Origin of the sequence: Pontibacter akesuensis (genome assembly GCF_001611675.1) — a bacterium.
Lineage (GTDB): Bacteria > Bacteroidota > Bacteroidia > Cytophagales > Hymenobacteraceae > Pontibacter > Pontibacter akesuensis.
The window spans coordinates 603,232-616,834 of the sequence record NZ_CP014766.1 but is presented as its reverse complement, the minus strand read 5'-3'; the positions used below and the strand labels follow the sequence as shown (position 1 = coordinate 616,834).

At 51.9% G+C, this 13,603-nt stretch carries 14 protein-coding genes; 12 read left to right on the top strand and 2 right to left on the bottom strand.

The genetic code is table 11. The annotated features are described in order from the left end of the window. The first annotated feature begins 162 nt into the window (after nucleotides 1–162). From A0W33_RS02530 to A0W33_RS02485, 10 genes are all read left to right on the top strand, one after another. The gene (locus A0W33_RS02530) at nucleotides 163–489 is read left to right on the top strand and encodes a hypothetical protein (protein WP_068836709.1); all 327 of its coding nucleotides are present in this window, start codon (nucleotides 163–165) and stop codon (nucleotides 487–489) included. Then, nucleotides 489–1,151, top strand: a complete 663-nt coding sequence (locus tag A0W33_RS02525) for a hypothetical protein (protein ID WP_068836708.1) — start codon at nucleotides 489–491, stop codon at nucleotides 1,149–1,151. Before A0W33_RS02530 ends, A0W33_RS02525 begins: the two co-directional genes overlap by 1 nt. Next, nucleotides 1,148–1,945, top strand: a complete 798-nt coding sequence (locus tag A0W33_RS02520; RefSeq protein WP_068836707.1) for a sensor histidine kinase — start codon at nucleotides 1,148–1,150, stop codon at nucleotides 1,943–1,945. The genes A0W33_RS02525 and A0W33_RS02520 overlap by 4 nt, the downstream gene beginning before the upstream one ends. Nucleotides 1,946–1,979: 34 nt before the next feature. Then, on the top strand, nucleotides 1,980–2,402 hold the full coding sequence (locus tag A0W33_RS02515) for a response regulator (protein ID WP_068836706.1): 423 nt from the start codon (nucleotides 1,980–1,982) through the stop codon (nucleotides 2,400–2,402). A gap of 185 nt (nucleotides 2,403–2,587) precedes the next feature. Then, nucleotides 2,588–3,082, top strand: coding sequence for a CsgE family curli-type amyloid fiber assembly protein (locus A0W33_RS02510; protein ID WP_068836705.1), 495 nt, complete (start codon nucleotides 2,588–2,590; stop codon nucleotides 3,080–3,082). A gap of 42 nt (nucleotides 3,083–3,124) precedes the next feature. Then, complete coding sequence (locus A0W33_RS02505) at nucleotides 3,125–3,550, top strand: curli production assembly/transport component CsgF (protein ID WP_068836704.1); 426 nt, start codon at nucleotides 3,125–3,127, stop codon at nucleotides 3,548–3,550. A 60-nt stretch (nucleotides 3,551–3,610) separates the two neighbouring features. Then, complete coding sequence (locus A0W33_RS02500) at nucleotides 3,611–5,017, top strand: CsgG/HfaB family protein (protein ID WP_068836703.1); 1,407 nt, start codon at nucleotides 3,611–3,613, stop codon at nucleotides 5,015–5,017. A gap of 216 nt (nucleotides 5,018–5,233) precedes the next feature. Beyond that, nucleotides 5,234–6,430, top strand: a complete 1,197-nt coding sequence (locus tag A0W33_RS02495) for a hypothetical protein (RefSeq protein WP_172798077.1) — start codon at nucleotides 5,234–5,236, stop codon at nucleotides 6,428–6,430. A 309-nt stretch (nucleotides 6,431–6,739) separates the two neighbouring features. Continuing rightward, nucleotides 6,740–7,258 carry a hypothetical protein gene (locus A0W33_RS02490; protein ID WP_139237111.1) on the top strand — a complete coding sequence of 173 codons (519 nt, stop codon included), beginning with the start codon at nucleotides 6,740–6,742 and terminating at the stop codon, nucleotides 7,256–7,258. Nucleotides 7,259–7,443: 185 nt separating this feature from the next. Then, complete coding sequence (locus A0W33_RS02485) at nucleotides 7,444–8,949, top strand: carboxypeptidase-like regulatory domain-containing protein (protein ID WP_068836700.1); 1,506 nt, start codon at nucleotides 7,444–7,446, stop codon at nucleotides 8,947–8,949. Nucleotides 8,950–9,024: 75 nt separating this feature from the next. On the opposite strand, the gene A0W33_RS02480 is transcribed toward A0W33_RS02485, so the two are convergent. Further along, a complete protein-coding gene (locus A0W33_RS02480; RefSeq protein ID WP_068836699.1) occupies nucleotides 9,025–10,257 on the bottom strand; it encodes an MFS transporter in 1,233 nt (410 codons plus the stop codon). A 153-nt stretch (nucleotides 10,258–10,410) separates the two neighbouring features. Here A0W33_RS02480 and A0W33_RS02475 point away from each other — a divergent pair, with 153 nt between their 5' ends. Then, nucleotides 10,411–10,704: a restriction endonuclease gene (locus A0W33_RS02475; RefSeq protein WP_068836698.1), complete on the top strand. Its 294-nt coding sequence runs from the start codon at nucleotides 10,411–10,413 to the stop codon at nucleotides 10,702–10,704. A 106-nt stretch (nucleotides 10,705–10,810) separates the two neighbouring features. On the opposite strand, the gene A0W33_RS02470 is transcribed toward A0W33_RS02475, so the two are convergent. Next, complete coding sequence (locus A0W33_RS02470) at nucleotides 10,811–12,292, bottom strand: nicotinate phosphoribosyltransferase (RefSeq protein ID WP_068836697.1); 1,482 nt, start codon at nucleotides 12,290–12,292, stop codon at nucleotides 10,811–10,813. 240 nt (nucleotides 12,293–12,532) lie between these two features. Between A0W33_RS02470 and A0W33_RS02465 the strand changes: the two genes are divergently transcribed. After that, a complete protein-coding gene (locus A0W33_RS02465) occupies nucleotides 12,533–13,588 on the top strand; it encodes a DUF6687 family protein (protein ID WP_068836696.1) in 1,056 nt (351 codons plus the stop codon). Nucleotides 13,589–13,603 lie beyond the last annotated feature (15 nt).

The window sequence follows — 13,603 nt, the reverse complement described above, 5'->3', positions numbered from 1 at the left end:
CGGCACTTAGCCTGGGCAGTACGCTCTTGTACTTCGAAGCAGCTCTTAAGTAGCCTGTTTCTGCAGAGGCGGATGGAGTTATAAAATTTATAGTTTCTAATTAACGTTGTATAGATTTACAATTCCCTATATTTAGATCTTCAACCTTTAACCTAGTACAAGATGGCAAAATACGACGGATCTGAAGGCGAGGCAATTGCGCTAAGCCAGGCAGCAGAGTGGACCAGAAACTACCGTAACAAGCGCATAGATTCGGCAGAGGGTGAGATAGCGAAAGCTCATTTCTTCGGCAGGAATATTTTAAATCAGATACTGGAGCAGGAAAACTGCGTGGGCATCCGCATGTATTATGCAGAAGACAATAACGGGCAAAAGCAACTTATACTTGTTGGTGCTACCGCGGAGGGGGAAGACATTGAGAACGGAATCATAGCGGACAGATCGAGAATATGCCCTCCTGATTGCGTGGAGAGCGGCTTAAACGATTAATGGAAGTATTTTTAGAAGTATATTACCCCTGGCTGTTAGCACTATCCTCCTTAAGTTCTGCAATTCCGGTAGTGGGGGGCGTGCTGTTGTTAAACAAGAGGAGCAGTTTGCTCTTCTGGCTGGTGTTCTCCTACAGTATTCTGATTGCCCTGGCAGAGTTTGCCGCCGAGCTAACGGCTTACCTGGGTACGAATAACAACCTGTGGATTGATCACCTGTACACACCGCTCGAGTTCGCTTTGCTGGCGGTCATTTATTATATTAGTTTCTCCAGGAAACTCTTTAAGCGCGGCGTGGTAGTGGCGGCGGTGGGTTTTGTGCTTTACAGTGTGCTGAACTCCATGCTCGGGCAGGAAGTTACCCAGATGAACTCCGTGCCGCACGTGATCGAAAGCGTGCTGCTTATCAGCTTGGCAGTACTATACTTCTACCAGACAGTGCATAGCTTCGCCTATATTTACTTGGACCGTGACCCGGTTTTCGTGCTGAGCTGCTGCTTACTGATCTACCAGGCCGGGACCTCCATGTCGTACGCCATGTTTAACAGAGCCCTGGCAGATTCCTACGACACGGCGCGTATGTGCATCACGGTTATACTTGTGTTGAACATCCTGTTCCGGATTGGGTTGCTGCTGGTGCTTAGACGAACGCGCGTAGCATGAAAACACTGGAGCCCTTTATACTTATCACACCCGTGCTGCTGATTCTGGCCGTGGGGATTATTGTGTTTGTGCTGCTTTACCAGCGGCGTATGCTGCAGCACCAGGACCAGGTACGCTACCTGCACGACCTGAAGCAGCGGCAGCTGCTGGAGGCGACTTTTCAGGCACAGGAGGAAGAGCGCCGCCGGGTGGCCCGCGACCTGCACGATGAGGTAGGGGCTATGCTGGCGCTGGTGAAGCTAAACCTGCACCAGCTCATCAATAACGCCGCTGTAAAAGACGAGGGTTTGCTCACGGCAGGATACAACATCAAACAGCAACTCGACGATGTGCTGTCCAGCGTGCGCCGCATCTCGCACGACCTGATGCCTGTGGTGTTGGAGAAAATGGGGCTGGCGCAGGCATTGGAGGCCCTTCGGCGGTCTTTTATGAGCACAGGTTTGCTGCGTATCACTGTAAAATACAATGAAAAAAATAGGAGATTGCAAGCGAAACATGAACTGCTGCTTTTTCGTATGGTGCAGGAGTTGCTCAACAACACGCTAAAGCACGCTCAGGCGAGCGAAGTGACACTGGACCTGTTCTTTGGGGAAGACAGAACAGAACTGATCTACATGGACAACGGCAAAGGTTTTGACCTTGGCTCTTTGCAGAACAGGCAAAATACAGAGGGGGGCCTTGGTATTATGAGCCTGCAGAGCCGTGCCGCTTTGATGGGGGGGGACATTACCATAACCTCGGCTCCTGGTAAGGGCACAAAGGCCGAAATAACTTTACCAGTTGCAAACGCATAGCACACACCACGCACACACAACAAAATCAACCTGTATGACTTATCAGCCACTTACGCTGGCACTTGCCGACGATCATAATCTGTTTCGGAAGGGGGTGCTGGAACTACTCAAGGCCTTTCCGGAGATCACGCTAGTAGCCGATGCCAGCAATGGAGCCGAGCTGCTCGAGCTGGTGGAGAGCAACTTGCCCGATGTCATCATGCTGGACCTGGAAATGCCAGAAATGGACGGCGTGGATACTTCGCGCTATCTGCTTTCCAAGTACCCGCACGTCAATATTTTGATCATGTCTACCTACGGAGACGAGGCGCTGGTGGAAAGCCTGCTGGAGGAGGGCGTGAAAGGCTATCTGCTCAAAAACTCAGAGCCGGAGGAGCTTAGGCAGGCCCTGCAGGCGCTGAAAGGGGGCAGGTCGTACTTCTCTCCCGCTATAAAGATAGAAATGCCTTGTAAATAAATGGGTTACATATACTTGCATCAGGAGGCCCTGGCTTTAATCAAGTCAGGGCTTTTTTTATGGGGAAGCGGGCAGTATGTTGCTTTTATAATTAAAATTATGAATATTTAAGAGAACCTTTTCAATTGGTGAAGGTATAGTGAAAAGTATATTTCTTCTTTCATAATCATACAAGGACCAGACTGATGATGGAAACACGTCTTACGCTGCTATGGCTAAGCCTTGTGATAGGCCTCTCGCTGGTACTGCACCGTGCCGAGGCGCAACAACAGACGGTTCCTCAGGACTCCCTTCGCCAGGAAGAGAATACTTTGCAGCGTACGTATGAGCAGAACATCCGCAACTCAGCCCAGTTGGAAATAGACGGGCTCGTTGTGGATGAGACCATCACCAAGATGGGGCGTGACTTTTACGATGTGTTCCACCGCCAATGGGAGGCGCCGCCAATGGCACAGAACTTCACCATTCAAATAAAAGAGTTTCCTGCCCGGGGTTTGGGAGCGTTGATCCAGGTAACGGTGAACGACCAGACCATCCTGGAGCAGCAGCTACAGCCCAGGTATGATATAATTGAGGAGATTGCCACTTACGCCGCGGGCCATGCCTATGAGTTTCTGCTGCAGGATCAGTTGCAACGGCAGCTGGAAGCAGAGGGGAAAAAGGCGCGGGAGCTCTTCTGATGCAAAGTACATATACTGTCTACAGCTTATAACCCATGCTATATGAAAAAAGCTTTTCTCACGTTCACCCTTTTTTTTATCATACTTGCTGCCCCTGGCGTTGTGCAGGCGCAGGATCTCGTCTATAGGCCGGTAAATCCGGCTTTCGGCGGCGAAAGCTTCAATTACCAATGGCTGCAAAGCTCTGCTCAGTCGCAGGACAAACTGAAGGACCCAAACGCCACCACTTCCGCCTTTGGCAGCCAGGATCCTTTGGATGACTTCAAGCAGAGCCTGGAGCGGCAGATTCTGAACCAGCTTTCGCGGCAGTTGGTCACCAGCCAGTTTGGAGAGGGAGGACTGGAGCCGGGAAGCTACACGATTGGCAACTACTCCATTGAGGTAACGGAAGGCACAAACGGCGTTGTGATCCAGATTGTGGACATTGGTACAGGCAACCAAACCACGGTTACCGTTCCATACTACTAGGGTGTATACTTCAACCCCGCCTGCGCCATCACTCCTTATCCTTTCTAACACCCTTATTACATGCAAATAAGCTTATCTCTTGCCCTGCGGGTACTTTCTGTGCTCTTGCTGTTGCTGTTTGCCACCGGTTGTGCCCCATACTTCAACCAACCCATGAAAACCTCACGGGCTGCCGTGGGAGCACCGACACCTGCCAACGAGGCGCTTGTGAACCTGCCCCCGCCTCAGCAAAAGGTAGTGGCCGCCGTTTATAAGTTCCGCGACCAGACCGGGCAGTACAAACCATCGGCTACGGGAGCCAGCTGGTCTACGGCCGTTACACAGGGTGCCACCACCATTTTGCTCAATTCCCTCGAGGAGTCCGGTTGGTTTACGGCCATTGAGCGGGAGAACCTGGGCAACCTGCTCAACGAGCGTAAGATCATTCGTTCCACGCGTGCAGAGGCCGAGCAGATAACCGGCAAGCCAGAGCCCCTGTTGCCGTCGCTGCTCTTTGCCGGAATAATTCTGGAGGGCGGCATCATTTCCTACGAAGCCAATGTGGTGACGGGTGGCGCAGGCCTGCGCTACTTCGGTGCCGGTGGCTCGGGGCAGTACCGCGAAGACAAGGTGACTGTGTATCTACGGGCCATCTCCACCAGCACCGGTGAAATACTTAAGACGGTTTATACTTCCAAAACAATCCTGTCGCAGTCGATGGACTTTGGTGTTTTTCGGTATGTAAAGTTCAAGCGCCTGTTAGAGGCGGAAACAGGCTTTACCTACAACGAGCCTTCCGACATGGCCGTGAAAGAGGCCATCGATAAAGCTGTTCAAAGTATGATTATAGAGGGCATGCTGGCCGGGTACTGGCGCCCGCAAAACAAGGAAGCGCTGGAGAGTCAGGCTGTAAAAGATTACCTGCAGGAAAAGCAGGATGCACAAAGCTCTGATATACACGGCCAGTTAATGGCACAGCGCCGTGGCATGCTGGGTATTAGCCTTGCCGGTGGGGCTTTGCGGTATAACGGGGATTATGCAGACCCCAGGATCACCCCAATGGCCGAGGCCGGTATCCGGTTCAGTACGCGAAGCAACCTGTCGCTGGATGCACGGTTTGGAACAGGTGAGCTGTCCACACAGGTAAATTTTGTGCGCAGGATCGTGTACGGAGAGCTGGATCTGAATTACAGCCTCTTCCCGATGCTGGCGCACACGCCCTACCTGCAGGTAGGGGCCGGGGCACTTTTCTCGGGCAATGATATCGGCGATGCCTTGGGTAACCTGTCGGTTAGTAACCTGGACAGCTATGTGAAGGGTGGGCTTGGAATAGAGTTTATGGCTACAAGGCGCCTGGGAGTAGATGCCAACGTGTTCAGTTCCTATATGCTGAACGATGCCATAGACGAAGTGGAGAGAGGCAGGTTTAACGATTATTTTTGGGGTGCCAAGATTGGGGTGAACTACTACATTAACCTTTACGAATAGAAGATCAATCTTCCTATTTTTGACTTACAGCGGCAGTTCGGGAATATTTTCCGGTCTGCCGCTTTTTTTGTTATCCATGTTTAGAGCTTGATATATGGGTTTAGAAATATAAAAAATAAAAAAAATTAAATAATATAGAGGTTATATGTAACACTTTTTACCTGTTATGGTATAATGCTAAGACAAACCATCTTAAATTTTATATATTATAAAACCATGAAGCAAAAACTTATTTATGCAGCTACGGCAGCACTGATGTTCACAGTAGGCTCTGCGTATGCACAGACAGGTAATGTAGCCTCTACCTTCCAAAACGGGTCTAACAACACAGCCACCACTACCCAAAATGCTGGCATGACGAACATGGTAGAGATCCAGCAGGTGGGCTCTGAGCATGATGCTACCGTGATGCAGAACAACGGGGAGCGCAATAATGCCATGATACAGCAGCGCGGCACAAACAACGATGCAACTACTGCCCAGTACGGTGGCTACGACAACGATCTGCGCGTAGTGCAGCTGGGGGCGGACAACGACGCTGCTGTGTTGCAGTCTGGCGGAAGAATGCATGATGCCTCAGTGCACCAGGTAGGCCGAAACAACGAGGCTGATGCGATACAGGAAGGCGGAATGGATAATGATATCTGGATAAAGCAGGAGGGTGGAGACCGCAATGACGCATATGTAGTGCAGATGGGCGGCATGCGTAACGAAGCTGACCTGTATCAGAAAGGGCACGACAACGAGGGTGACATTGGCCAGTACAATGGCTCGATGAACTCAGCGGCGATTGACCAAGATGGTATGCGCAACGAAGCCTATGTGCGCCAGGAAAGCGGCATGATGAACAGTGCCTCTTCGGAGCAGGACGGCGAAAACAATACATCGCAGCTGATGCAAGATGGGGGTACTGGCAACATGGCTATGTCTGAGCAGCGCGGCTGGTCTAACACTGCTGATGTAGCCCAGGCTGGCGGTATGAACAACGCGGCGATGGTTGTGCAGGCTGGTACTGGCAACATGGCCATGGTTTCACAGAACGGCAGCGAGGCTAATAACGCTGAAGTGGCACAAAGCGGAGAATATAATACTGCAATCGTTGCCCAGGCAGGTGAGTATGACAACAATGCGTGGGTAACCCAGAGCGGTATGAGCAATGTGGCAGCGGTATTGCAGCTATCTGGCCGTTACAACAACGCTTATATTACTCAGAATGGAGAAGGTAATATTGCTACTGCGGCACAGGTGGGAATGTATAACATGGCTATGATCAACCAGGAAGGCTGGTATAACGTGGCCGGTTCATCCCAGGTGGGGCAGCATAATACCACCATGATCAACCAGACAGGCATCGGCAACACGGCTGGCGTACTGCAGGTAGGTACAAACAATATGGCTACAATAAACCAGTAGTCACATTTGAAGATACGATCTCTGGAGGCCAATAAGGTCTCCAGAGATTTTTCGTATCTGTAAGGCAGGCTGGTTTATACATCGCGTTTAGTTGCCCTTGTATTTCGGGAGCGTTGCAGGCAGCCAATAGCATCTATGCCATTGATACTGAATACAAAAAGTAGTTATCCTGCAGTCTTTTTCTTTTTGACGAAAGTATACGAACTGGATTACGCTGTTTGCGTTAAACTCCTTAAGAAGTTAAATAAGCAAGTATGTACTTGGCTGGTGCTATTGGAATGCGTAAATTACTATTGTAAAAATTATACTATGAAAAAGTGCCTTATACTTTCTGTCTTTTGCTTCCTTGGCCTGTCAATGGCGCTTGCACAGGAGGTTAAACCGGGCGATCTGTTGCTACAGCAGGTAAATGAAAACCAGTTTATCCGGCAGCAGGTGGCAGCAGCCAGCCAGCAAAGTGCGGCCATCATACAGCAGGCTACCAATGTGGTGCTCCTTGTGCAAACCGGAAACGCAAACAGCATGATGGTGAACCAGGATGGAGATGGCAACAGACTGAATCTGGTACAGAACGGGCAGGGCAACACTTATGAAGGGAGTTTTGTGGGAAACAACAACGTAAGCGCTGTAAGCCAGCAGGGAGTAGACAACCGGGTGGTACAGGAAATTAATGCTAATGGGCAGCAGCTCATTATTACGCAACAAGGTAGAGGAAACGAACTGATACAGGTAGAGAACGGGGCCAATACCTTGCCTTACCAGGTTACCCAGCAGGGCCAGGGAATGCGTGTGGTTATTGAAAACGGTGGCATTGGCACCATTCGTTAATGAAGTTACCGTTCATCCAGCAAAAACCGCGACAGAAGTTCTATCCTTTTACCAGCAGGTATAGGCGAATACCATTTTATTAGAACAAACACCTTTTTGACCAGTAGCACCTGTCCTTGATCCGACCGGTGTTTTTAGTTTCTGTTCCAAAATCTGAAAGTATTTATACTTTAACCCTTTACTACATGTTGAAGACAGCTTCTACCCTTAAGCTTGTTATTTTTCTGATGCTCCTGGTGGGCATGTTTGGCTGTAACGAAGAAAACCTGGTGGAGCCCGAAGGAGAAGGATCTCTCAGCGGGCAGGTACTGGATGCCAGCAGTGGCGAACCCCTGGCTTCGGTCAGTATTTCAACTGCTCCTGCCACCAGTGCCATTGTTACTGATGCCGATGGCCGTTTCAGGATTCCTGATATCGAAGGAGGAGCGTACAACATCATGGCCAAAAAGGCAGGCTATAAACCAGAGTCTGTGTCGGTGGCCGTCAAAAACGACAAGGAAACAGCAGTTATCCTCCAACTCACAGAATCCACCACCGGTAACGGGGCACCCGGTGTTCCGTCTTCGCCTTCACCGGAAGACAATACCATCGGAATCTCCAACAGCGTCACCCTAAAATGGCAGGGCCCAACCTCCTCCAGCAAAGACACCCTCACGTATGATGTGTACCTTTACGAGTCGGGCAGCAACCAAAAAAAAAAGATAGCTGAAGCCATAACCGACACCACGGTAGTTGCTGAAAACCTGATGCACGGCACCACCTACTTCTGGCAGGTTGTGGTAAAAAACAAATCAGACGCAACCACCAACAGCCCCGTGTGGAGCTTCTCGACGACTGCGCTGCCCAATGCGCGCTACCTGTTTGCCCGCTCCGTTGACGGAAACTACGATGTGTTCAGTTCCGACGGCTCTACAGCAGGAACCTTCCGCCTTACCGCTGACTTCAGCCGCGAATGGTGGCCACTCCTGAATCCCAAACGCGATGTGGTGGCTTACTCTTCCAACGCGCTGATTGAGCCGCAGATTTTCACCATGAGCCGCGACGGCTCTAACAAGTTTCAGGTAACAACGGTGCCGATTGCGGGCTATCACAACCCCGGGATCGGCTTTGCCTGGGCTCCGGACGGTGGGCAGCTTATTTACCCGAATTACGACAATCTGTACCGTATTGAGCGCGATGGATCTGGGTTAACACTGGTGGCCAAGGCTCCGGCGGATCGCCACTTCCGTATGCTCGACTGGACAGACCGTGGCAACAGAATCGCGGCACAGACCATCGGTACGAACATCAATGACTCTGAGATCTATCTCATGAATGCAGACGGCTCAGACCTGCAGTTGCTGGTGGAGAACCTACCTGGCCGCGTGGAAAGTCCGATCTTTTCGATTGATGGCAGAAGTATACTTTATACCCGCGACGTGTCTGGCTATGAGAATGCCGAGGGCCGCCAACTGGACGCACATATCTTCCGCAAGAACATAGATGGCACCGGCCTGGTGGATCTATCGGTAAACAAGCCCGCCGGTACCAACGACCTGTACCCGCGCTATTCCCCAACCGGTGATAAAATCATATTCGTGAATGCCCCCAACGATGGAATGGGGTTCTATGATGTATATATGATGGATGCTGCAGACGGCAAAAACCGTGTAAAGCTCTTCTCCAACGCCATCATGCCCGATTGGAAGTAATGCATTACCTTTCTTAACACTACACAGGAAAGCCGCGACAACTGCCGCGGCTTTCCTGTGTAGTGGGCTTCATACTTACCCGACTTGCCTGATGTGGCCCACTACCCAAATGGCTGCCAGTGTGATGGCACAGGAGATAATGCCCACCCAACCATAATTCAGCAACTTCCCGGATGCGCTTTCCTGCACGATAAAGCCTGCTGCAAAGGAGGCAAGCCCGGCGCTTAGCTGCTGCACGGATGAGTTGATGCTCATGAAGCTTCCCCGTAGTTTAGGTTCCACGCTGGAGGTGATCAGCGACATGGCTGGGACAAAGCGGGCGCCAAAGAAGATAAAGAAGATGGTGGTAATAACGAGCGCCACCGCATGCGACACCGGGGGCAGGTTGGTGATAGCCAGAATGGGAAGCATGGAGAACAGGGCTGCTGCAGCGAAAATACGCTGTTTGCCATACTTGTCGGCCAGCCGCCCTGCCCACTGCGAGGTAAAAGCTGTTGCCAGTCCCCCGAAAAGGTAGATGTAGCTCAGGTCAGTCTCTGTGAAGTTGACGTTGGCGACCATATAAGGACTGATGAAAGGCACGACAAAAAAACCGGCCATGGTGAGGGTAGACATCAGCGCCATGGCCCACTGCAGGTTGCGCTGCCTTGCCACCGCCCCCAGCACCGCGAAAGGCTTGTGCTGCACCGCGCTGGAAAGGTGTCCGCGCATAACCGGCAGCGCCTTCAGGGCCACCACAAGTATAAGTATACTCAACCCCGCCAACAGGTAAAAAGGCATATGCCAGCTTAGCTCACTAGCCAGGTACAGGCCTATCGGAATTCCCACAATGGAGGCGACGGAGAAGGCCGCCATCACCTTGCCCGTTGCGGCGCCGCGCCGTTGCTCAGGTATGGCATCACCGATCACTGCCAGCACCAGTGCCCCCAGCACACCGCCAAAAGCGCCGGCCACCACCCGCGCGGCCAGCAGCAGCCCAAATGTAGGCGCCATGGCGCAGACCAGCGTGCCTAGGGCAAATCCGAAGTATAGCGCCAGAATTGCGCTTTTGCGGTCGAAACGGTCGATGAAGAGGGCGCTTAGGAAACCGGCTATGGCGGCGCTGAACGTGTAGGCCGACACCAGCAGCCCAAACTCCCGGGGAGAGATGCTGAATACCCGCATAAGCTGTGGCCCCAGCGGCATCATGATCACAAAATCGACCATGTGCGTGAACTGGATGGCGGCAAGTATAAAGATGAGCAGGCCCTCGCGTATTTCCTGCTTGGGCACCAGGCTTCCCGGTGAATCTTGTGGAGCGACTTTCATGTATGCTATCGAAAGAACTAAGGATTCAAGCTAGGGTTTTTCAATAGAAAAAAGCCGCGCCCATGCCTCAGTTTAGAGTCAAAATGTATTAAACCTTCTCTAAAAAGCTTTTGTTTTTAGATTGGTAAAAGATTGGGATTATAAATTTAGCAGATGGCCAGAAAGCAGGAAACGCTGGTGTGTGAACTTTGTGAACGGGAGGTGCTAAGTTTGTCCCGCCACCACCTGGTGCCACGGGAGGAGGGAGGCCGCTACGGGGCTGTGGCCGATTTGTGCCAGCCCTGCCACAGCACACTGCACCTCACCTTCGATAACAAGGAGCTGGCGCTGCTTTACAACAGCATACCCGCCCTAAAACAGGCGGAGCCGCTCCAGAAATACCTGAACTGGGTGAGAAGTAAGCGCATCGAGAAATTATCGAACCGGCGCGGCAAAAAGCGCCGGTAATGTGCTGGTTACCGCGCCGGTTCAATGATGCTGCTCGAATGCGCAGCCTACATTTGCAGAAAGCGCAATAAATCAAGTATAAATAAAGGGCCGCAAATACAAGCCTCTATACTTCGCCTACGCTTTTCGTGCTTCTTAACTTCAGGATCATATCCATTTTTTGCTGATGCAGGTTCTCCTCCAGGCCAGCGGGGTAATTATGCGGGTTCACGTAGCGGCGAATGCTCTCGTGCAGCTGACTTAGCTCTTGTTTTGTATGCATTTTTATACTTGCTAAGCTGGGCAATTCATAAACTAGCGTGCCTTCCCTGAAAATCGGCACCAGCAGCTCTTTTGATTTGGTGCCCGGTTCTATGATCTTCCGTCGGGTGCTGTCCAGCGGGTGCACTAGCTGCTCCTGCTCGGGTATAGGCTCCAGCTCATTGTAGATCATGTCGGCCAGGTAACGCCCTTGGCTGAAATAGCGCCGCACTTGTAGCATGCCCGGGTTTGAAGTTTTCACGAGCTGCTCCGATAGCTTGATCTTGTACTCCCATTCGCCCGCCTTATTTTTAATGGCAGCAAGTTTGTAAACGCCGCCCAGCGCAGGCTGGTCGTAGGCGGTGATCATCTTGGTGCCTACTCCCCACACATTTATCTGGGCACCCTCCTGTTTCAGGTGTGTAATCAGGTGCTCGTCCAGGTCGTTGCTGGCTACGATGCTGGTGCTGTTAAATCCGGCCTCATCCAGCAGAATGCGTGCCTGCTGGCTAAGGTAGGTCAGGTCGCCGGAGTCGAGGCGGATGCCACCGAACACAAACCCTCTTGGCTGCAGCTTTTTCGCTACCTCAATTGCTTGCTTTACGCCTTCCAAAGTATCGTAAGTATCCACTAAAAAAACAGAGTCTTTCGGAAAAGCAGCGCCATAGGCTTCAAAGGCTTCTGCTTCTGAATCGAACGCCTGTACCCAGCTGTGCGCGTGCGTGCCCCGAACCGGAATGTTGTACAGCTGTCCCGCCAACAGGTTAGAAGTCGCATCGGCCCCGCCAAGGTAAGCCGCGCGGGCCGCCGACAGTGCTCCATCGATACCCTGTGCCCGGCGCATCCCGAACTCTATCACCTGGTCGCCTTTGGTTGCCTCTTTGATGCGCGCAGCCTTGGTGGCAATCAGTGTCTCAAAGTTAATGATGTTGAGCAAGGGCGTTTCGATGAGCTGTGCCTGCAATAGCGGTCCCCGCACCCGCACAAGGGGCTCGCTCGGAAACACCAAGGTGCCTTCCGGAACGGCATCCACATCGCAGGTGAACTCCAGGTGGCGGAGGTAGTCGAGGAAGGCCTCCTCAAACAAGGGTTGGTTCTGGCTCCCTTTCAAACTGCGCAAATAAGAGCAATCCTCTTCCGTAAACTTCAGCTGCTGCAGGTACTCCACTGCATGCTCGAGTCCGGCTGCCACCGTATAGCCGCCCTCAAACGGGTGCTTCCGGAAGTATAGGTGAAATACCGCCTCCCGCTCGGACATACCATTTTTCCAGTAGCCGTAGGCCATCGTGAGTTGATACAGATCCGTGAGAAGTGTAAGGGAGGTGCGGTAGATTTGCTGGAGCGCCATGGATGTTTTTTTGTTTCGGGTGGAAAGTTAAGAAGTATATACGAGAATCCGGAAAGGGTGCATTTGCGGCGCCTTGTCCATACTTATACCCAGATAAGGCTGGTAGCCACAGCTGCTATAGTCCATTGCCAATACGGCAAACACGTACTTTTAGAGCCCATAGCTTTCGTCTTGCTACTGAAAGCATTTTCAGAACGTATAAAACTTGCAGGTTGCTGCCTGTATCTGCAACTTTGGGTTATGCAGCAGAGAAGATTCATTCCGTTTTCAGAAGTCAAGAACCAGCGGGCCATTGTAGTGGACAGCGCCCACGCCAACGGCATCATCCTTTCTCACTGGAAAGGCACCCCCACGCCCGATGCGATAAAAGCCGATACGAGTGCGGCGATTGTATTAAATGCGTTGCGCCTGAACCTGCCGGAACTGGAGTTACCTTACGTTACGGCCAACCACTTCGACATTGACGGTTTTGTGGGAGTATGGGCACTGCTGTACCCGGAACTGGCGTTGGAAAATGAGGAGTTGCTGCGGCAAATGGCCCTCATTGGCGATTTCAGGGAGCTGGACCTGAATCACCCCCTGGCTGGTGAGGCGCTGAAGCTGGTGTGCTGGATTAACGCCAGGGAGCGGGCACTTTTCTATAAGCCCTTCGAAGCCGACGAGATGGAGGAGAAGGAGGCGGCGCAATGCGTACAGAAGTTCCGTTACTTTCTGCGCGAGTTCGAGGCCGTGCTTCGCAACCCTGATTGGGAAAAGGGTGCCTGGGAGGATGAGGTAGCGAGTGTGCTGCTGGGCTACCGCGACATGTATAAGCCCGAAACACGCATCACGCGTCATCCGGAACTAGGGCTTGTAATAATAGAGACACCCCATCCTGTGCATTATTATGCACTATTCAGCCGCACCCACGGGTTTGACATCGTGCTTTCCTGCTTCGGGGGTAACAAGTATGAGCTGGAGTATAAATACACCACCTGGGTTGATATCGCCTCACGGCCCACATTGCCCCGCCTCAGCCTGGCACCCTTGGCTACTCGCCTGAACGAGCTGGAAACCTCAGGCCACCCCTGGACCGCTGATGCCATCACGGAAACAGGGCCCCTGCTACGCCTGAATGGAGATACCCTTACCCGCAGCGAAACGTATGAGAGCCCTACCGAAAGAAAGATTTTTACGTCCTCCATTCCACTTCAGGAGCTGAAACAGGAGGTAGTGTTTTATTTTAAGCAGGCATACCGCAGCATCGCCCCGAAGTATAACTGGAGCTGGAAAGAGGTAAAGGCGCTGAATGAATGATTCTGCCAGTGCCTC

Excerpts from the sequence above, each read along its gene's own strand:
- A0W33_RS02475 (WP_068836698.1), top strand. The coding sequence starts at position 10,411 with ATGGCCAGAAAGCAGGAAACGCTGGTGTGTGAACTTTGTGAACGGGAG.
- A0W33_RS02505 (WP_068836704.1), top strand. The coding sequence starts at position 3,125 with ATGAAAAAAGCTTTTCTCACGTTCACCCTTTTTTTTATCATACTTGCT.
- A0W33_RS02485 (WP_068836700.1), top strand. The coding sequence starts at position 7,444 with ATGTTGAAGACAGCTTCTACCCTTAAGCTTGTTATTTTTCTGATGCTC.
- A0W33_RS02510 (WP_068836705.1), top strand. The coding sequence starts at position 2,588 with ATGATGGAAACACGTCTTACGCTGCTATGGCTAAGCCTTGTGATAGGC.
- A0W33_RS02515 (WP_068836706.1), top strand. The coding sequence starts at position 1,980 with ATGACTTATCAGCCACTTACGCTGGCACTTGCCGACGATCATAATCTG.
- A0W33_RS02490 (WP_139237111.1), top strand. The coding sequence starts at position 6,740 with ATGAAAAAGTGCCTTATACTTTCTGTCTTTTGCTTCCTTGGCCTGTCA.
- A0W33_RS02500 (WP_068836703.1), top strand. The coding sequence starts at position 3,611 with ATGCAAATAAGCTTATCTCTTGCCCTGCGGGTACTTTCTGTGCTCTTG.
- A0W33_RS02470 (WP_068836697.1), bottom strand. The coding sequence starts at position 12,292 with ATGGCGCTCCAGCAAATCTACCGCACCTCCCTTACACTTCTCACGGAT.
- A0W33_RS02525 (WP_068836708.1), top strand. The coding sequence starts at position 489 with ATGGAAGTATTTTTAGAAGTATATTACCCCTGGCTGTTAGCACTATCC.
- A0W33_RS02480 (WP_068836699.1), bottom strand. The coding sequence starts at position 10,257 with ATGAAAGTCGCTCCACAAGATTCACCGGGAAGCCTGGTGCCCAAGCAG.
- A0W33_RS02520 (WP_068836707.1), top strand. The coding sequence starts at position 1,148 with ATGAAAACACTGGAGCCCTTTATACTTATCACACCCGTGCTGCTGATT.
- A0W33_RS02530 (WP_068836709.1), top strand. The coding sequence starts at position 163 with ATGGCAAAATACGACGGATCTGAAGGCGAGGCAATTGCGCTAAGCCAG.
- A0W33_RS02465 (WP_068836696.1), top strand. The coding sequence starts at position 12,533 with ATGCAGCAGAGAAGATTCATTCCGTTTTCAGAAGTCAAGAACCAGCGG.
- A0W33_RS02495 (WP_172798077.1), top strand. The coding sequence starts at position 5,234 with ATGAAGCAAAAACTTATTTATGCAGCTACGGCAGCACTGATGTTCACA.